This window comes from Sulfuricaulis limicola (assembly GCF_002355735.1).
Taxonomy (GTDB): domain Bacteria; phylum Pseudomonadota; class Gammaproteobacteria; order Acidiferrobacterales; family Sulfurifustaceae; genus Sulfuricaulis; species Sulfuricaulis limicola.
The window spans coordinates 405,706-426,035 of record NZ_AP014879.1 but is presented as its reverse complement, the minus strand read 5'-3'; the positions used below and the strand labels follow the sequence as shown (position 1 = coordinate 426,035).

Sequence of the window (20,330 nt, the reverse complement as noted above, 5' to 3'; positions counted from 1 at the left end):
TTAATTTAAAAACTTGGCGTTCTTGGCGGTTCAAAATCAAATAATCATACCTTCCTTATTTGATTTCGTGCTTGGCCAGCATTTCCAGCGCTCGCACCATGGCCGAGTGGTCCCAGGCGCTGCCGCCGTTGGCGGCGCAGGCATTGAACAGCTCCTGGCAGGTGGCCGTGTTGGGCAGGCTGATGTGGAGCGCACGCGCGCCCGACAGCGCCAGGTTCAAATCCTTCTGGTGCAGCTCGATGCGGAAGCCGGGATTGAAGGTGCGCTTGATCATGCGCTCGCCGTGCACTTCGAGGATTTTCGACGAGGCGAAGCCGCCCATCAGGGCCTGGCGCACCTTGGCCGGATCGGCCCCGGCCTTGGAGGCGAACAGCAGCGCCTCGCCCACCGCCTCGATGGTCAGCGCCACGATGATCTGGTTGGCCACCTTGCAGGTCTGGCCGTCGCCGTTGCCACCCACCAGCGTGATGTTCTTGCCCATCAATTCGAACAAGGGTTTCACCTTGGCGAAGGCGGCCTCGGTACCGCCGCACATGATGGTGAGCGCGGCGTTCTTGGCGCCGACTTCGCCGCCGGACACCGGGGCGTCGATGTATTCGCAACCGAGCTTGTTAATCCGCTCGGCGAATTTCTTGGTTTCGAGCGGCGCAATCGAACTCATGTCCACCACGATCTTGCCCGCGGACAGGCCCTCGGCCACGCCGTCCTTGCCGAACAGCACGGACTCCACGTGCGGCGTGTCCGGCACCATGGTGATGATCACCTCGGCGTTCTGGGCCACTTCTTTGGCGGTCTTGCAGGCGATGCCCTGGTTGCCGACCAGGTCCTGGGGCACGCCCGAGCGGCTGAACAGGTACAGGGTGTGACCGCCCTTCATAAGATTCTGGGCCATGGGGCGGCCCATGATGCCGAGACCGATAAATCCGATTTTCATGGTTGTTCTCCTAAAAAACCCATAAAAAAGAAAAATTAGACAGGATTCACAGGATTAACATGATTTTTATTTCACAAATTTTTTAATCCTGTAAATCCTGTTAATCCTGTCCATTCACTTAAGATGTTAACGCGACAGATACGCCGCGGCCCAGCCGAGGCAGGCGCTGGTCTTGCCCGCCGGCTTGTACTCGCAGCCGATCCAGCCGTCGTAACCGATCTGGTCGATATGTTTGAAAAGGAATGAGTAATTGATTTCGCCGGTGCCGGGTTCATTACGACCAGGGTTATCCGCGATCTGGATGTGGCGGATACGCGCGAGATGGTTCTTCAGGCTCGCCGCCAGTTCACCCTCCATGCGCTGCATGTGGTACACGTCGTATTGCAGAAACAGGTCGTCCGAACCGACATCGTTCATGATTTCCAGCGCCTGCGCCGTGCGCGAGAGATAAAAGCCCGGGATGTCGAAGGTGTTGATCGGCTCGATCAGGAGCCGAATGCCGGCGGCCTTGAGCTTGCCGGCAGCGAATTTCAGATTTTCGACGAAGGTCTTACGCAGCGCGTCCGGCTTGGCGTCCTTCGGCGCGATCCCGGCGAGGCAGTTGACCTGCTTGCATCCCAGCGCGGTGGCGTACTCGATGGCCTTGCCGACGCCGTCCTGGAATTCGCCGACGCGCGCCGGCAGACAGCCGATGCCGCGCTCGCCCGCGCCCCAGTCGCCCGCCGGCAGGTTGTGCAACACCTGCGTCAGCTTGTGTGTCTTGAGCTTGTCCGCGAGCTGGTTTTTATCGTAAGCATAGGGAAACAGGTACTCGACGCCCTTGAAGCCATCGCGGGCAGCGGCCTCGAAGCGGTCGGGGAAATCGACCTCGTTGTACAGCATGGTCAGGTTGGCGGCGAATTTGGGCATGGTTTTTCCTTCCTAGAATTCCTGACAAAAAAGAAATTAACCGCCAAGACGCCAAGGTCGCCAAGAAAGGCTTTTTTAATTTAAAAACCTGGCGTTCTTGGCGTCTTGGCGGTTCAAAATCATATTCATTAAGTTCGGCTTTTTCAGGCCGCTTCGGTTTTCTTCGCCGGCTTGCGGTCGAGAATCTCCTCGAACTCGTTGATCTTGTCGATCTCCGGGCCCATGGAGATATTGGTCACGCGCTCGGTGATCACCTCGACCACGACCGGCACGCGCTTTTCCTTACTCAGGCGGCGCGCCTCCTCGAAGGCGGGCGCCATGAGTTTCGGATCGAAGATGCGCGTGGCCAGACAGCCCATGGCCTGCACGGCCTTGACGTGGTCCACGCCGTAGTCGCCGATCTCCGGGCAGTTGATGTTGTTGAAGCTCAGCTGCACCTCGTAGTCCATCTTGTAGGCGATCTCGGCCTGGCGGATCAGCCCAAGGTAGGAGTTGTTGATCAGCACCATCACGAACGGCACATGGTGCTGGGCCGCGACCGCGAGCTCCTCGATCAGGAACTGGAACGAATAGTCGCCGACCACGCCCACGACCTCCTTGTCCGGATCGGCCAGCTTGGCGCCGGTGCAGGCCGAGATTTCCCAGCCCAGCGGACCGGCCTGGCCGCAGACGATGTAGTTGCGCGGCTTGTTGACCTTCTGGAACTGGCCCGAGGCGATCTGGTACAGGCCGATGGCGGTGACGAAACAGGTGTCGTCGCCGAACACGTTGTTGATTTCCTGGAACACGCGCTGCGGCTTGATCGGCACGTTGTCGAAATCGGTGCGCCGCTGCATGGTGTACTTGCGTTCCTGCACCTCCGCGATCCAGTGCTGGCGGTTCGTGATCTTGCCGGCCTGCTTGCGCGCGCGTGCCGCCGCGACGAATTCCTCGAGCGCATACTTGGCGTCGCCGACGATGCCGAGATCGGGGCAGAACACGCGGCCGATCTGCATCGGATCGATGTCGACGTGCACGAACTTGCGCCCCTTGGTGTAAACGTCGAGGCTGCCGGTCTGGCGGTTGGCCCAGCGGTTGCCGATGCCGAGCACGAAGTCGCTGCGCAGGAAGGTGGCGTTGCCATAGCGGTGCTGGGTCTGCAGACCCATCATGCCGGCGTTCAGTGCATGATCGTCGGGGATGCTGCCCCAGCCCATGAGCGTCGGAATGACCGGCGTCTGGGTCAGTTCGGCCAGCTCCACCAGCAGGTCCGAAGCCTCGGCATTGATGATGCCGCCACCGGCGATGATCAGCGGCCGCTGCGCCGCCATCATCATGTCGAGCGCCTTCTCAATCTGCTTGCGGTGCGGGCGCGGCTTGAACACCTCCAGCGGGAAATCGGACTCCGGATCGTACTCGATGATTTCTTTCTGAACATCGATTGGCAAATCGATCAAGACCGGACCGGGACGACCCGAACGCATGAGATGAAACGCCTGGCGGAAGGCGCGCGGCACCTGCGCCGCTTCCATGACGGTGATGGCCCACTTGGTCACGGGCTTGGCGATGGCGGCGATGTCGACTGCCTGGAAATCTTCCTTGTGCAGCTTGGCGCGCGGCGCCTGGCCGGTGATGCACAGGATCGGAATGCTGTCGGCCATGGCCGAGTACAGGCCGGTGATCATGTTGGTGCCGGCCGGACCGGAGGTGCCGATGCAGACGCCGATGCGGCCGCTGGCGGCGCGCGTGTAACCTTCCGCGGCGTGGGTCCCGCCTTCCTCGTGGCGCACCAGCACGTGCTTGATCTTGCTCCCGTTCATCGCCTGATACAGCGGCAGGATCGCGGCGCCCGGAACGCCGAACGTCAGCTCGACGCCTTCGCTTTCCATCACGCGTATCGCCGCTTCGGTTGCGGTCATTTTTGCCATGGCTTGTTTCCTCGGTATATCACGACACGGAATTGTGCTTCGAAAAGTGATCCCTGCTCGCTGCGCTCGCCCGTCTTACCATCGTCTTCAGGGGAAATCCAGCAGGAAGCCTGTCCGCCCGCCGGCGATCGCCACCGGGCTTGCACGAAAGGCTAACGCAGGTTAGCATATTTCACAATACATAATCGATTTCATTATACGAAATATGCCAAAAGCCGCCGCCTCCTCCATCCAGGTCATCGACCGCGTCACCGCGCTGCTGGAAGCCATCACCACGCACCCGGAACCGGCCAGCCTGAAATTCCTGTCGGCCGAAACCCGGCTGCATCCCTCCACCGCCTTCCGCATCCTCAACGCGCTCGCCAGTCACGGGCTGGTGGAGCGCACCTCCGCCGGCCGCTACGCGCTGGGCGTGAAGCTGCTGCACTTCGGCAGTCACGTGCACGGCAAGGTCGACCTGCTGCGCGAGGCCAAGCCGATCATGGAGGCACTGTGCGCGCAGGTGGGCGAAACCGTGAACCTCACCGTACGCGAAGGCGACGAAGTCGTGTACGTCGAGCGCGTCGCGCCCAACCGCATGATGCGCGTGGAGCAGGTGATCGGCAGCCGCGCGCCGCTGCACGTGACCGCGGTGGGCAAGCTGTTTCTCGCCGGCAGCGGCGAGAAGGCCACGCGCGAGTACGCGCGGCGCACCGGCCTGCCGCGCTACACCGCCAACACCCATACCCAGGTCACCAAGCTCTGGGCCCAGATCGCCAACGCGCCCAAGCAGGGTTATGCGCTCGACAACGAGGAGGCGGAACAGGGCGTGAGCTGCATCGGCGTGCCGGTGCGCGACGCCCACGGGACCATGGTGGCGGGCCTTTCCATCTCGGCGCCGCACGAACGGCGCCAGCAATCCTGGGTGGCCCTGATCAAGAAGGCCGGCGCCGACCTGTCCGCCCGACTCGGTTACTCTGCCAAGTCCTGAATTTACCCGTATTTACACATTGCACGCATCCGGGGCGCAGCCGGTTTGCGCCCATGCGCAATGACTCTATACTGCGCGCTTCCCGCAGCCCCGGAACGACATAAAGCATGAGTTACACATCCTTCAATCCCCCGGTTCGCACCCTGATGGGACCGGGACCCTCGGACGTGCATCCGCGCGTGCTCACGGCCATGGCGCGCCCGACCATCGGCCACCTCGACCCCGCCTTCATCGCCATGATGGAGGAGATCAAGGGGCTGCTGCAGTACGCCTTCCAGACCGGCAATGCCTTGACCATTCCCATTTCCGCGCCCGCCTCGGCCGGCATGGAGGCCTGCTTCGTCAACCTGGTGGAGCCGGGTGAAAAAGTCGTCGTGTGCATCAACGGCGTATTCGGCGCACGCATGAAGGAAAACATCGAGCGCGCCGGCGGCGTGCCGATCGTGGTCGAGGATGCCATGGGCACGCCGGTGAGCCCGGACAAACTCGAGGATGCGCTCAAGACCCACCGTGATGCCAGAATCGTCGCCTTCGTGCATGCCGAGACTTCCACCGGCGTGCAATCGGACGCCAAGACGCTCGCCGGTATCGCGCGCCACCATGACTGCCTGACCATCGTGGACACCGTAACCTCGCTCGGCGGCTCGCCCCTGAAGGTGGATGAGTGGGGCCTCGACGCCGTCTACTCCGGCTCGCAGAAATGCCTGTCCTGCACCCCGGGCCTGGCGCCGCTCACGATGAACGACCGCGCGGTGGACAAGATCAAGCAGCGCAAAACCCGGGTGCAAAGCTGGTTCCTCGATCTCAATCTGGTGATGGGCTACTGGGGCTCGGGCAAGCGCGCCTATCACCACACCGCCCCGATCAATACCTTATATGGGCTGCACGAAGCGCTGGCGATGCTGCAGGAAGAAGGGCTGGAACATTCCTGGGCGCGACACCGGCATCAGCATCTGGCGCTGCGCTCGGGCATCGAAGCCATGGGGCTGTCCTTCCTCGTCAGGGAATCGGCGCGCCTGCCGCAGCTGAACGCCATCGTGGTGCCGGAAGGCGTGGACGAGGCCGTGCTGCGCAACCGCCTGCTGAACGATTACAATCTCGAAATCGGCGCCGGCCTCGGGGCGCTCGCCGGCAGGATCATACGCATCGGCCTCATGGGCTACGGCGCCAACATGAAAAACGTCATGTACTGTCTGGAAGCGCTCGAGGCCGTGCTGGCCGACATGCGCGCCCCGATTCGCACCGGCGTGGCCATGAACGCCGCGCAAAACGTGGCGGTACCGAACTGAGGAAACTCCCATGACCGAACCGCTGCCGATCGCCAAAAGCAGGGAATGGATTCACCTCCTGCCGAAAATGGCCAACCGCCATGGGATGATTGCGGGCGCCACCGGCACCGGCAAAACCGTCACGCTGCAAGTGATGGCCGAGCGCTTGAGCGCCATCGGCGTGCCGGTGTTCATGGCCGACGTCAAGGGCGACCTGGCCGGCGTCAGCCAGAAAGGCGGCGGCAATCCCAAGGTGGAAGAACGCGTCAAGCTGCTGAAGCCCGAGGGCTTCGCCTACCAGGGATTCCCGGTAACGCTGTGGGACGTGTTCGGCGAGCAGGGGCACCCGGTGCGCGCCACGGTCTCCGAGATGGGGCCGCTGCTGCTGTCGCGCCTGCTCAATCTCAACGACACGCAGGAAGGCGTGCTCAATCTCATCTTCAAAATCGCCGACGACAACGGCTGGCTGCTGCTCGACCTCAAGGACCTGCGCAGCATGGCCCAGCATGTCGGCGACAACGCCAAGGACTTCACCACCGCCTACGGCAACATTTCCGGGGCTTCGGTCGGCGCCATCCAGCGCGCGCTGCTGACGCTGGAGAACCAGGGCGCGGAAAAGTTTTTCGGCGAACCGGCGCTGAACCTCGACGACCTGATGCAGACGCAGGACGGTCGCGGCGTGATCAACATCCTCGCCGCCGACAGACTCATGCAGTCGCCCAAGGTCTATGCCACCTTCCTGTTGTGGCTGCTGGCGGAATTGTTCGAGCAGTTGCCCGAGGTCGGCGACCGCGACAAGCCGAAACTGGTGTTTTTCTTCGACGAGGCGCACCTGCTGTTCGACGACGCGCCGACGGCGCTGCTGGAAAAGATCGAGCAGGTCGTGCGCCTGATCCGCTCCAAGGGCGTGGGTGTGTTTTTCGTGTCGCAGAATCCGCTCGACATCCCGGACCAGGTGCTGGGCCAGCTCGGCAACCGCGTGCAGCACGCGCTGCGCGCCTTCACGCCGCGCGACCAGAAAGCGGTGCGCGCCGCGGCCGAAACCTTTCGCGCCAACCCCAAACTCAAGATCGAATCCGTCATCACCGAGCTGGGCGTGGGCGAGGCGCTGGTGTCGCTGCTGGACGAGAAAGGCAGTCCGGGTATCGTCGAGCGCGCCTTCGTCTGCCCGCCGCAGAGCCGGCTCGGTCCGCTCAGCGCCGCCGAGCGCCAGGGCCTGCTCGACGCCTCCGCCGTCAAGGGTCAGTACGAAAAAACCGTTGATCGTGAATCGGCCTACGAAATCCTGAAGCAACGCGCGGCCCAGACTGCTGTGCCCGCTGCCGCGGCGCCCGAAAAAAGCGGCGGCGGATTGCTGGACAGCCTGCTCGGCTCCACCGGTCCGCGCGGTGGCCGGCGCGAAGGCGCGGCCGAGGCCATGGTCAAAAGCGCGGCCCGCTCCATCGGCAGCCAGATCGGCCGCAACCTGATCCGCGGCGTGCTGGGTTCCCTGCTGGGCGGCAAGCGCTAGCCTTTACCGGGGGATAACCCCCGCCTGCCCCTGTCCGCCGCCGCCCGGCAGACCAATCCCTGCTCCCCCACCCCTCCGGCGCCCCCGATCCCCGCGCATTTGGCCGCGAATTCCGGGCTTTTCGTGCCAGACCCGGGCGCTCAGGCTGGCATGACCTATGCACTACACTCACTATAAATCAGTGTATTTGCTGGAGTTCCGGACAAATGACCGCAGGGTCGCGGCCCCTGAACAACTAAAGATGCAGAATCTGCTGACATTGACCATCATCGTCGAGCCCGACCGGCAGCGTCTGGCGCGCTTTGCCATGGATGCCGTCGAGGCGCTCGGCGGCAATGTTTTCGCCTCGGCCAACACACTTGAGGCGGTGTTGCGCCAGTTGCGCGCGGATTGCGCCAAGGCGCGCCTGCCGGTGGAGGTCAATCTCGTCCTGCATGATCTCCACCTTTGTCTCGCCTGGGGCGAGACGCGCCAACCGCTCGCCACCCTGACGCAGCCGCCGGCCACCGAGCGGGTCGCGGCGCTCGCCACGCAGCTGAAAAACGCCAGTGAGTCCACCGACTCCACGCTGCTCAAGCGGCGCAACGAACAGATCATCGCCGACCTCGAAAGCGCCAAACAGCGCGCGCGCACCGAAATGGAGGAGCTCGAAACCCTGCTCGAGATGAAAAAAACCGAGCTCAACAAATCCATCCTCGCCGCCCAGACCGACGCCCTGACGGGCCTGTACAACCGCAGCGGTTACGACACCCGCCTGCGCGAGGCCTTCCTGCGCTGCAAGCACCAGGGCGAGCAACTCTGCCTCATGATGCTCGATCTCGACAAGTTCAAGGAAATCAACGACACCCACGGCCATCAGTACGGGGACGAGTACCTGAAAAAAATGGCCAATGCCATGCGCGCCAGCGTGCGCGAACACGTGGATCACGCCTGCCGCATCGGCGGCGACGAGTTCGCCATCATTCTTTATTCCGACCTGGCGATCGCCAGGCGCGTCGCCGGCAAGATTCTCGGCCTGTTCGAGAACCGGTGCAGTATCGGCATCGCCCGGATGCGTGAGGCGGAAAGCATCGAGAAACTGGTGGGGCGCGCGGATGCCGCCTTGTACGAGGCCAAGCATCAGGGACGCGGACGCTTCGTCACCGACGAGGTCCAGGAAGCCAGGGCCAACGCGGTTTGAAAAAAGAAAAGCAGCTCAAGGGACGAAATGAAATTGCTCATCGAGCAGGGAGCGAAGGGAGACAGCGGTGTGGTGCTGCTGCGCTCGAAACTGCGCGCCGTGTCGCGAAGAATGGGTTTCGGTGATCTCCAGCGCGAGCATATGGAGCTGGTGTGCAATGAAATGGTGACGAACCAGAACAAATTCGCCGAAGGCAACGGTCTGGTGCAGATCTGGGAAATCAGCGACCCCGCACCGGCGCTGGACCTGTTTGCCTTCGATTACGGCAAGGGCATTCTCAACGTGTCGAGCGCCGTCCAGGACGGCTATACCACCGCCGGCACCATGGGCAAGGGCCTGGGCGCCATCCGGCGCCTGTCCGATGACAGCGAGATCTACAGTCTGCCGGCCGAACATGCCAGGAATTCGGACTGGCACGGCACCGCCGTGTGGTCGCGCTTTTATCGCGAGGACCGCGATCCGGGATATTTTCACGATCTCGGCAGTTATACGCGCGCCTACCTGGACAGCAACTTCAACGGCGACCTGATTCAGGTCCGCACCGGAGAGTCCAAAACCCGCTGGCTGCACATGGACGGTCTCGGTCATGGGCGCGAGGCCGAGGAAGTCGTGACAGGCATCGGCCATTTTCTCGACGCTGAAACACCGGTGGACGGATTGATGCAGCGCCTGAGCACCCGGCTGCAGGGGACACGCGGCGCCGTGGCCATGATCAGCGAAGTGGACCATGCCACCCGCACCATGACCATCTGCGGCGTCGGCGACATGGTCGCCTACCTCGTCTCCTGTGGCGAGAAAAAAGCGATCTCGTTTTCTCCCGGCGTACTGGGCCATACCCACCGCTCGCTGGAAACCTTCTCTTATCCCTTTCCCGACCAGGCCCTGCTCATTACCGCCTCCGACGGGCTGCGGCGCAGCATGACCTTGCGCAGCTTTCCCGACCTGTGGCGCCTGCATCCACAGCTGATCGCGCTGGTGCTGGGACAGGTCATGGGCCGGCAAAACGATGATCGGTCCGTGTTCACCATTCGCGTAAACCCAAACATGAGGAAATAGTCATGGCCAAGGAAACACCGGAGCAAAAAACCACCAACCAGATATTGATCGAGCAGCTCATGCTCAATGTGGGCAAGATCTCGGCCATCATCGAGAAGCAGGGGCAAAGCATTTTCGGCCACAAAAACCTGCTCTCGAACAACGAGATCAACGATTACAGCCTCGAATTCCTCGAGCTGTTGACCATGCTGCTGCAGGCGGGCGCCAGAGTCGACCGGCGCGGCGCGGAATACAAGGCGCTGCGGCAGTTCTTCGCCAACTTCTCGCAACAAATCCAGGTACGCGGCGGCGACATGGATGAATTCGTGCGCTACATCCACTTCCTCCAGAGCACCTTCCTGGAAAACCTCGAGGCCGACAAGTCGGTCAGCTTCGAAAAATCGCGCGAGATCCTGATGCTGCTCGGAACGATCTTCAATGACATCATCCTCGAGGTATTTCACATCTACCTGGAAACCAAGGAAAAGACCATCCAGGCGCAACAGGAGGAGCTGAAACAGACCTCGACCCCGATCACCGAGATCTGGGAAGGCGTGTTGACGCTGCCCATCATCGGCTCGCTCGACTCTTCGCGCACCATGATCGTGATGGAAAAACTGCTGTCGCGCATCGAATCGGACCGCGCGCGCGTGGTGGTGATCGACGTCACCGGCGTGATGGCGATCGACTCGCAGGTGTCACATCACCTGATCCAGATGATCCGCGCCACCGGCCTCATGGGCGCCACCGCCATCCTCACCGGCATCCGGCCCGAGATCGCGCGCGCCCTGACCAGCCTCAACATCGACCTCAGCAGCGTCACCACGCGCTCCAAACTGTCCGAAGGCCTGAAAGAGGCGTTCCGCCAGCTGAGCATTGAGGTGAGCCGTCCCGGCAAGTAAGCTTCCCCGACACCGCGCAAGGACCGAGCCACGGCATGAATACAGGAACCGAACGGCATGATTGAAGGCATCCACCTGACGCCCATCGGGGATGGCAACGTGCTGCTGGAACCCGGCGAGGGGCTGGACCCCAGCAATCCGGAATCCATGGTCGCGCCGGTACTGGAGTTTCTCCAGCGCCACGAGGCGCGCCGCCTGGTGTACGACCTCAAGAGCATACGCCTGATCGACGAGGTGTATTACTCCTGGCTCACCAAACTCTACGCCACCTGCCGTATCGCCAACGTCGAAATGGTCACCGTCAACATGCAGCCGGCGGCGGCCTACGCGCTGTCACTCACGCTCAGCCAATCCCCGCCCTTCAGCTGCGCCCTCGACATCCACAGCCTCAAGTAGAAGCCGCCTGGAAACGGCTGGATCTTTTCAGATCCATTTCTTGCGGCGGAAGAACAGCAGCATGCCGCCGGCCGCCGTCGCCATCAGCAGCAGTACCAGCGGATAACCCCACTCCCAGCCCAACTCGGGCATATGCCGGAAATTCATGCCGTACACACCGGCGATGAATGTCAGCGGCATGAAAATGGTGGCGATGATGGTCAACACCTTCATGATCTCGTTCATGCGGTTGCTCAGGCTCATGAGGTAGATGTCCATCAGGCCGCCGATCATGTCACGAAAGGTTTCAATGGTATCGATCACGTGCACCGTGTGGTCGTACACGTCCCGCAGGTAGATGTAAGTTTCTTTTCCGATGAGCCCGGATTGGCCTCGCTCGAGCCCGCCCAGCACCTCACGCAGCGGCCATACCGACTTGCGCAGCAACACCATCTCGCGCCGCAACTGATGCAGGCTCTGCTGCATCCGCGGCGATGGCGACGCCAGCAGCGCGCCATGCAGCTCTTCCATGCGCTCACCTACCTGTTCCAGCAGCGCGAAATAATTGTCCACCACGGCATCCAGCAGACTGTACGCCAGATAATCCGCGCCGCGCTCGCGCGTCCGGGCGCGTCCGGCGCGGATGCGCTCGCGCACCGGATCGAAAACCGTGGGCTCGGCCTCTTCGAACGACAACACGTAATCCTTGCCGAAGATGATGCTCACCTGTTCTGTCTTGATCTCCTGGCCCTGAGTACCGTCGTGCAGCATCTTGAGCACGACATAGATGTAATCGCCGTAATCCTCGAACTTGGGACGCTGGTCGGTGTTCGAGATATCCTCCAGCACCAGGGGGTGCAGCCCGAAGCCGCGACCGAGCCGGTCGAGCAGGGCCACGTCGTGCACGCCCGTGACATGCACCCAGGTCACGCCCGTCCCCGGGCGCAGGTTCACGCCTTCCTCAACGCCCTCCAGCTCCCGTTCCGTCACTTGCGCAGCGTCGTAATGCAGCAACTGGAGGCGCGTGCGTTCCGTTCGTTTTTCGCCGATATGCACGGCCGTGCCGGGCGGCAGGCCGGTCTTGCGCGAGCGCTTTTGCATGAGCCGGGTCATAAATTCACCTTTTTATTTCGGGGTTTGAGGGGGGACGGGTTCTAACCCTGTTCAATTGCCTATAGTATCGCTCCCATCGGGCTCCAGCCCATCCTCTTTGAAAGGGATTTGTCATGGACATGTTCCGCGTGGCACATGCCACCGCCGCGGACTGGCGGCAGGCCGCCAACGCCTGCCTCGCGCAGATCGGCGACATTCCCGCGGAGGCCAGCCTGGGTTTTCTGTACGTCACCGATCACCTCGCCGGCGACCTGCCGGCCATCCTGGGCTTCTTCAAGGAACAGACCGACATCGTGAATTGGGTCGGCAGCGTCGGCGTCGGCGTGTGCGCCACGGCCCAGGAATACAACGACCTGCCCGCGCTCAGCCTGATGATCGCCGATTTTCCGATAGACAGCTTCCGCGTGTTCCCCGCCATCAAATCCGATATCGACGAATTCTCCGGGCACCGCGCCTGGTGCGAGCAGGCGGACGCGCGCTTTGCCGTGGTGCACGGCGACCCGCGCAATCCGAAAACCCCGGCCTTCATCGCCGAGCTTGCCGAGACCATCAATGACGGTTACCTGGTGGGCGGACTGAGCTCCTCGCGCGGGCCGAATTTCCAGATCGCCGGTGGCCTGACCGAAGGCGGCCTGTCCGGCGTGCTGTTTTCCTCGCGCGTGCCGGTCGCCACCGGCCACACCCAGGGCTGCTCGCCGCTGGGACAGAAACACCAGATCACCGAATGCCGCAACAACATCGCCATCCGTATCGACGACCGGCCGGCACTCGACGTGTTCAACGAGGAAGTGGGTGAAGTCCTGGCGCGCGACCCGGGGCGCGCCGCGGGCTATATCTTCGCTGGATTTCCGATCAAGGGTTCGGACACCGGCGATTACGTGGTGCGCAACCTGCTGGGCGTGGACGCGGAAAACAAACTGCTGGCCGTGGGCGGCTATTTGAATCCCGGTGACACCATCATATTCTGCAAGCGTGACATCCGCACCGCCTACGAAGACCTGCTGCGCATGCTGCGCGACATCAAGTCACGCCTCGGCGGCCGGCCCAAGGGCGGCGTGTACTATTCCTGCCTCGGTCGCGGGGTGCACATGTTCGGCGCCGACTCGGCGGAACTGCGGGCGATCCGCCAGGAACTGGGCGACATCCCGCTGGTGGGCTTTTTCGCCAACGGCGAGATCTCGCACAACCGGCTGTACGGCTTCACCGGGGTATTGACCCTGTTTTCCTGAGCGAACCGGCCATGGCGACGGCGCTTGTCTCCAACCTGATCTGCTTCGATCCCCGGACAGGAGAGGAAAAGCAACAGGCGCTGAAACAGCCCGCAGCCACCAGGCCGAAAAGAGAAAAACGCCTGTTCTGCGCCGCCTGTCGCCATCCCGTCACGCATCAGGACCAGCGCATTCCCGTGCAGGGCGCGCACGAGCACCATTGCACCAATCCGCACGGCATCGCCTATCACATCAGTTGCTTCCGCGAAGCTCCCGGTTGCGCGCCCATCGGCGAGGCCACCACCGAATTCACCTGGTTTCCGGGCTATGCCTGGCGCATTGCACTGTGCACCAACTGCCGCGCGCATCTCGGCTGGCGCTTTCAGTCACCGGACGATTATTTCCACGGCCTGATCGTGGCCCGGCTGACGTCCGCCGGCCCGGTTAAAAACTGAGGAGATCAGGCAACGGGCAATGGCGCGCCGGCGTAGCGCTCAAGCAGGAAACCCACGGCGTAACCGAGGCCGGTGGCGATCAGCGCAATGGCGAAGAATTCGAGTCCCGAGCGTCCCATGGACTGGCCTGCGAGCCGGCCCTTGAACATGCCGACGCCGAAAAGCACGGCGCCGGTGACCAGCACCGCCGCTGCCAGGGCCCATTGCAGGGGCAGGAAGGCGAACGGCGCCAGCGGCAGCACGCCGCCGACGATGAAGGAAAGCGCCATCACCAGCGCCCCCTTGACCGGATTATTGACGTCGGCGCTGCCGAGCCCGAGCACCTTTTCCTGGAAAGTCGCCACGAACACCGACTTCTGTTCGTGCATCAGCTTGACGATGCGATAACAGGTCTCGCGCGCCAGGCCCTCGCGGTGCAGCGCTTCGAGCAGGCCCTCCTGCGCCAGGTATGGCTCCTGCTCGACGAACTTCGCTTCTTTCTCCAGCTCGTGATCGAAAATTTCCTTTTCCGCCTTGGACGACAGGTAGGCGCCGGCCGACATGGAAAACGCGCCGGAGCAGATCGCCGCGGTGCCGGCCATCAGGATCACGAAGCGGCTCGAGCCCGCCGCCTGCATCCCGGCCAGCAGTCCGACGGTGCTGATGAGGCCGTCCTGGATGCCGAACACGAATTCGCGCACGCGGCTGCGCGCCTCGATCTTTTTGCGCTTTTCCTCGACCGGGTGCGCCATGATCAATATTTATGCTCGGACCCGCCGGTGGCGTCGCCGGGCTTCCAGTCGGCCGGGCACAGGCGGCCGGTGCACAGCGCGCGGAACACGCGCAGGGTTTCCTCCACGCTGCGGCCGACGTTCATGTTGGACGCGGCGCTGTACTGGATGATGCCCTCGGGGTCGATGACATAGGTCGCGCGGATGGCGACGCCGTCCTTCGGATGCAACACCTGGTAGGCGCGGGTGACCTTCTTGTCGGCGTCGCTCAGGAGCGGATAGGTGATGCCGCCCAGCTCCTCGGCCCAGGAACGGTGACTCTCGACCGGATCAACACTGACACCATAGATCAGTGCCTTTTCCCTGGAGAAATCACCGGCCAGCCTGCTGAAGCCGGTGACCTCGGTGGGACAGACGAAGGTGAAATCGGCTGGATAGAAAAACAGCACCAGCCACTGGCCGCGGGCATCGCGCAGGGAGTAATTCTTGACCTTGCCCTGATACACCCCGGGCAGGCTGAAATCGGGCGCAGCATCGGCGATGGTCAACATGCTCCGGCCATGGTAGAAAATTCCCCGCGCCGGCACAAGGATGAGGAAGATTAATTCTTCTCTTTCAACAGAACCCTGACGTCATGCTCGAGATCGTCGACTGTAACGTCATTCTTTACCAGCAATCGTAACTTCCCTTTTCTGTCCTTCACCAAAATGCCGGTGGAATGGTCCACCAGGATCTGTCCTGGTTTGGCTTGGGGGTTCTGGCCGTAGGCGACCTTGTATTCCGCCGCCACGGCAGCGATTTCCTTGTCACTGCCGGTGAGGCCGATGAAGGAAGGATTGAACGGGGGAATGAAGCCCGCGAGCTGCGGCACGGTGTCGTGTTCAGGATCCACGGTGATGAACAGCACCTGCACGTTCTTCGCCTCATCGCCGAGGCGTTTCACGACCTGGTTGAGCTTTGCCAGGGTCGGGGCGCAGATGTCCGGGCAGTGGGTGTAACCGAAGAACATGACCACCACCTTGCCGTTGAAATCCGAGGCCCTGGCCGGCTTGCCGGTATGAGCGGTGAGCGTGAAATCGCCGCCCCACTCCACGCCGCTGATGTCCGTTGATTTGAATGTTGGCGCCGGCGTGCAGGCAAAAAGCCCTGACGCAAAAAGGAGAAATAAGAATTGCTTGAGAGACATTGTGGTTTCGATTGGCACCCTCTCCCCGACCCCTCTCCCGCTAACGCGGGCGAGGGGATGTTCTAATACAGCGCGGATTGCAGCGCCTCGTGGATATAGACGCGGTAGTGATCGACCAGCAGCAGCGCGAACAGCAGCGCCAGATAATTGATCGAGTAGCGGAAGGTCTTGCGCGCCAGCTCGTCGCTGTAATCCCGGTACAGCCGCACAGCGTAGTACAGGAAGCCCGCGTTCAGTATCACCGCGCCCATGAGATAGAGCCAGCCGCTCATGCGGGTGGCGAACGGCATGATGGTCACCGCCACCAGAAGCACGGTGTAGAGCAGGATCTGGAGCTGGGTGAATTTGCGCCCGTGCGTGACCGGCAGCATGGGGATGCCGACCTTGGCATATTCCTTCTCGCGGTACAGCGCCAGCGCCCAGAAATGCGGCGGCGTCCACAGGAAAATGATCAGGAACAGCAGCAGCGCGTCGGAAGCGACCTCGCCCGTGATCGCGGTCCAGCCGAGCACCGGCGGTGCGGCGCCGGCGGCCCCGCCGATGACGATGTTCTGCGGCGTGGCGTGCTTGAGATACACGGTATAGATGATCGAGTAGCCGATGAGCGAGATGAACGTCAGCACCGCCGTGAGCGTGTTGACCCACAGCGTGAGGATCAGCATCGAAGCCGTGCCCAGGATCAGGGCGAAAATCAGCGCCTCGCGCGTGGTCAGCGTCCCGGTCGGCAGCGGCCGGAAGCTGGTGCGCGTCATAATCGAGTCGAAACGCTGGTCGAGAATCTGGTTGATGGCGGCGGCGGAACCGGCGGCGAGCGCGATGCCGAGCGTCCCGAGCAGCAGCGGAACGGCCGGCAGGCCCGAGGGCACGGACAGGAACATGCCGACCACGGCCGTGAAAACGATCAGCGACACCACGCGCGGCTTGGTCAGCTCGTAATATTCACGCGCAAGCGTACGGGCATGGCGGCGAGATGTTTTCGCCGTAATGGCGGGATTGTCTGACTTCATGGCTGTTCGGGACTGAAAATCACCGGGTTCGGGGCGGCCGGGCCTTATGATACAGGGTTATCAGGCTCAGCAGTAGCAGGGCCGCCACGGCATTGTGCGCCACCGCCAGCGCCAGCGGCAGATGGGTCATCACCTGCAGGATTCCAAGGACCATTTGCTCCGCCAGCAGCAACAGCACCAGCAAACCGTGCCAGCGCAGCTGCTCCTCCGACCCCACGCGTATGACCCGCAGGGACAGCCAGCCCACATACAGCAGGGTGATCAGTGCTCCCAGGCGGTGGTTCATGTGAATCGCCGTGGTCGCCGGCAGGTCCAGCAGCTTGCTTTCGTATTCCAGCCCGATGTCGCGCCACAGGGTCAGGGCGTTGAGCTGGTCCATCGGCGGCCACCAGAGACCCTGGCAGGTGGGAAAATCCGGACACGTCAGCCCGGCATAATTCACCATCGACCAGCCACCCAGGGCGATCTGGATGAAAACGATCAACAACGCCGCCAGCACGCGCGGGCGCAGCGAACGCGCCACCGGTGACGGGCTGACCGATTTCCAGATTTTCTGCTCGCGCAGCGCCACCCACCACAAGGCCCCGAGGATGATCATGCCGCCGAGCAATTCCATCATCATCACGAGTGGTTTGAATTTCAGGCTGATGGTGAGCGCCCCGGCAAAGGCGAGCGTGAAACTCAAGAGCATGGTGGCGAGCGGGATCAGCACCTGCTGGTTGCGTTTGTGTTTCTTGAGTTGCCAGCCGCGCCACGCCAGGCGCAGCAGCAGCAGCCCGAGCACGCCGGACAAATACCGTTGCACCACATCGCGCCAGGCGCGGTCCTCCGGCCGCACCACCCGCCCCGCCGGCTTGGCGCGGTCGATATCGCGCGCCGTGACCGGGGTGAACGACTGGCCATAGCATCCCGGCCAGTCGGGGCAGCCGAGGCCGGCCTCGGACAGGCGCGAGTAGGAGCTGAAAACCACCCCCAAAAAGGAAAACAGGGTGGCGGCCAGCGCCAGCCGGAAAAATTTTGTGTGACTGCCGCCGCTCAACATCTCAGCCGATCCGGGACGCTCGCAGCAGGCGCGCCAGATCCTTGCGGATGCCGTTCGGGTCGGCATCGGCGGGATAACTCATCATGAAGTTGCCCAGAGGGTCGACCAGATAAACGCGGTTCAGATTGTCGAGCGGGCTGCCCGCGGACAGCGTGAACTGGCGCGCCAGCGCGCCGACCGCCTCCGGCGGTCCGACGATCGCGCGCATGCCGGGATAATCCTTGACGGTATAGCGCAGCAAATCCAGCGCCTTCGGGTCCGTCACCACCAGCATGCTCTGGACACGCCCGGCCTTGTCACCCTGCGCGGCGATGACCTGGCGCATGACATAGAGATTGCGCTCGCAGGGCTTGAGGCACTCCGCGGCGCTGAACGTGATCAGCGTCCACTTGCCATGCAGCTCGCTGAAGCGCATGGATCCGCCGTCGAGCCGGGTCAGCGCGGCATCCGCGATCGGGCGCGCCGGCTGCACCAGCTCGCCATGGTTGCCGGTCGAGGCCGGGCGCCAGCCGCTGAAATACAGCGCGTAGGCAATGATCACGGGCAGGGTAAACAACGCCGCCAGCAACAGAATCTTGCGGCGCGAGGCGGTTCGGCGGTCGGCATCGGTCATGGTTGCTCCTGCTCCGGCGTGTCTGTGCCACGGCGGCGCAGACTCATGAAAAGATAGATGCTGGCCAGCGCCGCCGCCAGCATGAACCACTGGAAGGCATAGCCCTGATGCACCGAAATCCCGGCATCCAGCCGGCTCCAGTCGCGGGTAAAACCGCCGGCGCCACTCGCCGGATCGAGCAGCAGCACCACCGGCTGCACCGGAAACGGCACGACCGCGCCATAACGCGCCAGGTCCATGTTTTGCCACACACGCTGCCAACCCGGTTCCGGTTGGGCCAGCGTGAAATATTTTTCCGCCGGCACCGTGGCCACGCCGGTAACCTGTTGCAGACCGGCGGGGGTTTCGAATACCGGCAGGTGGTCACGATCCTCGCCGAGCGCGATCCAGCCGCGATTGACCAGCAGCCGCACCTCGCTGTTCTCGAGCCGCAGCGGCGTGATCACGTGGTAACCGACGCGCCCCTGGTGCACGCGGTTGTCGATCAGTATCTGGTAGTCGGTTTCGTAATGGCCTTTGGCGACCACGCGGTAGAAGCGGAGTTCTTCGGCGCGCTGCAGCCGCCGCTCCACCTGCACCGCCGGCCCGTTGGCGCGCGTGTCGTACTCCACCTGCAACAGGCGTTTCTCTTCCGCCCGTTGCAGCTGCCAGTAACCCAGATACAGGAACAGCGGCAACAACACCGCGAACACCAGGCTCGGGATCGGTGCCGGCCGGAAACGCCGTGGAGGTTTCATGTCACGCTGAACGCCGCGGGGAAATTCATGGATGTATCCAGTATAATCCAGATTCCGTCACTTCCCGGATTTTCCGATGCTGATCAAGATCATCGTCTTCGCCATGCTGGCGCTCATTCTGGCCAGCCTGTTCTCCGCGCTGGTTTTTCTGTTCAAGGACAAGGGGCAGGGGAAGCGTACGGCCCAGGCGCTGACCTGGCGCATCGGCTTGTCGATCACGCTGTTTCTGTTGCTGATGGCCGGTTTCCGCTTCGGCATCATCCCGCCGGGCGGGCTGCATCTGTTGAATTGAAAAAACAGACGGGCCTTGCCCGATAAAAAAAGGCGCTGCCGGAATGGCAGCGCCTTTTTTATTTGAGTCTTGCCGGCCGGGTCAGAGCCAGTACACGAAGATGAACAGGCCGAGCCATACCACGTCCACGAAGTGCCAGTACCAGGCCACGGCTTCGAAGCCGAAGTGGTGATCCGGGCGGAAATGGCCGACGATCGAACGACCCAGGATGACGATCAGCATGATCGTGCCCAGGGTCACGTGCAGGCCGTGGAAACCGGTGAGCATGAAGAAGGTGGCGCCATAGACACCGGCCTTGAGCGTGAGCCCGAGCTCGGTGTAGGCATGCACGTATTCAAACGCCTGCAGCGTCAGGAACGAGATGCCCAGCGCCACGGTCAGGAACAGTCCGGTGATGAGCTGCGCGCGGTTGTCCTTGAGCAGGCCCCAGTGGGCCCAGGTCACGGTGGCGCCGGAGGTCAGCAGGATCAGGGTGTTGATGGCGGGAATGCCCCAGGCGCCCATGGGCGAAAACTGGTTCAGGCCGGCGGCGGTATCGGGGGTAATCGGCAGCGGACCCTTGGGTCCGGCCGTCGGCCAGCTGGCATCGTAGCCGGGCCAGAGCAGATCGTCAGCGCCCAGCCACTGCACCGCGAAATGGCGCACGTAAAACAGCGCGCCGAAGAAGGCGGCAAAGAACATGACCTCGGAGAAGATGAACCACGCCATGCCCCAGCGGAACGAGCGGTCGACCTGGGTGTTATAGGTGCCGCTTTCGGATTCGGCGATCACCTGCCCGAACCAGCGGATCATCATGAGGATGATGATCGCGGCCCCGGACAGCATGATCCACGACCCGGCCTTGATGCTGTTCATCATCAGGACGAAACCCAGCGCCAGCGAAAACAGGCCGGCCGAGGTGATCACCGGCCAGGCGCTCGGATTGGGCAGATAATAATTGTTATCAGAGTGGGCAGCGGACATGTTTATATCCTCGT

The 20,330-nt window shown here is 62.6% G+C and carries 22 protein-coding genes; 10 read left to right on the top strand and 12 right to left on the bottom strand.

All coding sequences use genetic code 11. The features are described from left to right. Positions 1-55: 55 nt before the first annotated feature. The 3 genes from glxR to gcl form a co-directional block, all read right to left on the bottom strand. Positions 56-934 (bottom strand): 2-hydroxy-3-oxopropionate reductase, encoded by an 879-nt coding sequence (gene glxR / locus SCL_RS02115; protein WP_096359552.1) that lies wholly within the window; start codon positions 932-934, stop codon positions 56-58. A 126-nt stretch (positions 935-1,060) separates the two neighbouring features. Continuing rightward, positions 1,061-1,843, bottom strand: coding sequence for a hydroxypyruvate isomerase (gene hyi / locus SCL_RS02110; protein ID WP_096359549.1), 783 nt, complete (start codon positions 1,841-1,843; stop codon positions 1,061-1,063). A gap of 143 nt (positions 1,844-1,986) precedes the next feature. Further along, the gene (gene gcl, locus SCL_RS02105; protein WP_096359547.1) at positions 1,987-3,750 is read right to left on the bottom strand and encodes a glyoxylate carboligase; all 1,764 of its coding nucleotides are present in this window, start codon (positions 3,748-3,750) and stop codon (positions 1,987-1,989) included. A 205-nt stretch (positions 3,751-3,955) separates the two neighbouring features. On the opposite strand from gcl, the gene SCL_RS02100 reads away from it, so the two are divergent. From SCL_RS02100 to SCL_RS02070, 7 genes are all read left to right on the top strand, one after another. Beyond that, positions 3,956-4,720: an IclR family transcriptional regulator gene (locus SCL_RS02100; RefSeq protein WP_096359545.1), complete on the top strand. Its 765-nt coding sequence runs from the start codon at positions 3,956-3,958 to the stop codon at positions 4,718-4,720. Between the two features lie 107 nt (positions 4,721-4,827). Then, a complete protein-coding gene (locus SCL_RS02095) occupies positions 4,828-6,009 on the top strand; it encodes a pyridoxal-phosphate-dependent aminotransferase family protein (protein ID WP_096359543.1) in 1,182 nt (393 codons plus the stop codon). A 10-nt stretch (positions 6,010-6,019) separates the two neighbouring features. Further along, entirely contained in the window at positions 6,020-7,498 is a 1,479-nt protein-coding gene (locus SCL_RS02090; RefSeq protein WP_096359541.1) for a helicase HerA-like domain-containing protein, read from the top strand. 241 nt (positions 7,499-7,739) lie between these two features. After that, on the top strand, positions 7,740-8,678 hold the full coding sequence (locus SCL_RS02085; RefSeq protein ID WP_096359539.1) for a GGDEF domain-containing protein: 939 nt from the start codon (positions 7,740-7,742) through the stop codon (positions 8,676-8,678). A 27-nt stretch (positions 8,679-8,705) separates the two neighbouring features. Further along, positions 8,706-9,734, top strand: coding sequence for a PP2C family protein-serine/threonine phosphatase (locus tag SCL_RS02080; protein ID WP_096359537.1), 1,029 nt, complete (start codon positions 8,706-8,708; stop codon positions 9,732-9,734). Between the two features lie 2 nt (positions 9,735-9,736). Beyond that, a complete protein-coding gene (locus tag SCL_RS02075; protein ID WP_096359535.1) occupies positions 9,737-10,615 on the top strand; it encodes an STAS domain-containing protein in 879 nt (292 codons plus the stop codon). 57 nt (positions 10,616-10,672) lie between these two features. Then, positions 10,673-11,011 carry an STAS domain-containing protein gene (locus tag SCL_RS02070; RefSeq protein ID WP_096359533.1) on the top strand — a complete coding sequence of 113 codons (339 nt, stop codon included), beginning with the start codon at positions 10,673-10,675 and terminating at the stop codon, positions 11,009-11,011. A gap of 27 nt (positions 11,012-11,038) precedes the next feature. Here SCL_RS02070 and corA read toward each other — a convergent pair whose 3' ends face one another. After that, on the bottom strand, positions 11,039-12,103 hold the full coding sequence (gene corA, locus SCL_RS02065) for a magnesium/cobalt transporter CorA (RefSeq protein WP_096359531.1): 1,065 nt from the start codon (positions 12,101-12,103) through the stop codon (positions 11,039-11,041). Positions 12,104-12,216: 113 nt separating this feature from the next. On the opposite strand from corA, the gene SCL_RS02060 reads away from it, so the two are divergent. Next, positions 12,217-13,332 carry an FIST signal transduction protein gene (locus SCL_RS02060; RefSeq protein WP_096359529.1) on the top strand — a complete coding sequence of 372 codons (1,116 nt, stop codon included), beginning with the start codon at positions 12,217-12,219 and terminating at the stop codon, positions 13,330-13,332. A gap of 11 nt (positions 13,333-13,343) precedes the next feature. Next, positions 13,344-13,766: a cereblon family protein gene (locus SCL_RS02055; protein WP_096359527.1), complete on the top strand. Its 423-nt coding sequence runs from the start codon at positions 13,344-13,346 to the stop codon at positions 13,764-13,766. Between the two features lie 5 nt (positions 13,767-13,771). Here the strand turns inward: SCL_RS02055 and SCL_RS02050 are convergent, their stop codons facing one another. The 7 genes from SCL_RS02050 to SCL_RS02020 all read right to left on the bottom strand — a co-directional run bounded on the left by SCL_RS02050 (position 13,772) and on the right by SCL_RS02020 (position 19,061). Continuing rightward, complete coding sequence (locus SCL_RS02050) at positions 13,772-14,497, bottom strand: VIT1/CCC1 transporter family protein (protein ID WP_096359525.1); 726 nt, start codon at positions 14,495-14,497, stop codon at positions 13,772-13,774. A gap of 2 nt (positions 14,498-14,499) precedes the next feature. Next, positions 14,500-15,027, bottom strand: coding sequence for a peroxiredoxin (locus tag SCL_RS02045; protein ID WP_096359523.1), 528 nt, complete (start codon positions 15,025-15,027; stop codon positions 14,500-14,502). A gap of 50 nt (positions 15,028-15,077) precedes the next feature. After that, a complete protein-coding gene (locus SCL_RS02040) occupies positions 15,078-15,569 on the bottom strand; it encodes an SCO family protein (protein WP_197702675.1) in 492 nt (163 codons plus the stop codon). Between the two features lie 155 nt (positions 15,570-15,724). Beyond that, entirely contained in the window at positions 15,725-16,669 is a 945-nt protein-coding gene (gene cyoE / locus SCL_RS02035) for a heme o synthase (protein ID WP_096359519.1), read from the bottom strand. Between the two features lie 19 nt (positions 16,670-16,688). After that, a complete protein-coding gene (locus tag SCL_RS02030) occupies positions 16,689-17,711 on the bottom strand; it encodes a COX15/CtaA family protein (protein WP_172425885.1) in 1,023 nt (340 codons plus the stop codon). Between the two features lies 1 nt (position 17,712). Further along, entirely contained in the window at positions 17,713-18,324 is a 612-nt protein-coding gene (locus SCL_RS02025) for an SCO family protein (protein ID WP_096359515.1), read from the bottom strand. Continuing rightward, positions 18,321-19,061, bottom strand: coding sequence for an SURF1 family protein (locus SCL_RS02020; protein ID WP_096359513.1), 741 nt, complete (start codon positions 19,059-19,061; stop codon positions 18,321-18,323). The genes SCL_RS02025 and SCL_RS02020 overlap by 4 nt, the downstream gene beginning before the upstream one ends. A gap of 76 nt (positions 19,062-19,137) precedes the next feature. Between SCL_RS02020 and SCL_RS02015 the strand changes: the two genes are divergently transcribed. Then, complete coding sequence (locus SCL_RS02015; RefSeq protein WP_096359511.1) at positions 19,138-19,353, top strand: twin transmembrane helix small protein; 216 nt, start codon at positions 19,138-19,140, stop codon at positions 19,351-19,353. An 81-nt stretch (positions 19,354-19,434) separates the two neighbouring features. On the opposite strand, the gene SCL_RS02010 is transcribed toward SCL_RS02015, so the two are convergent. Then, a complete protein-coding gene (locus SCL_RS02010; RefSeq protein WP_096359509.1) occupies positions 19,435-20,316 on the bottom strand; it encodes a cytochrome c oxidase subunit 3 in 882 nt (293 codons plus the stop codon). Positions 20,317-20,330: the final 14 nt, after the last annotated feature.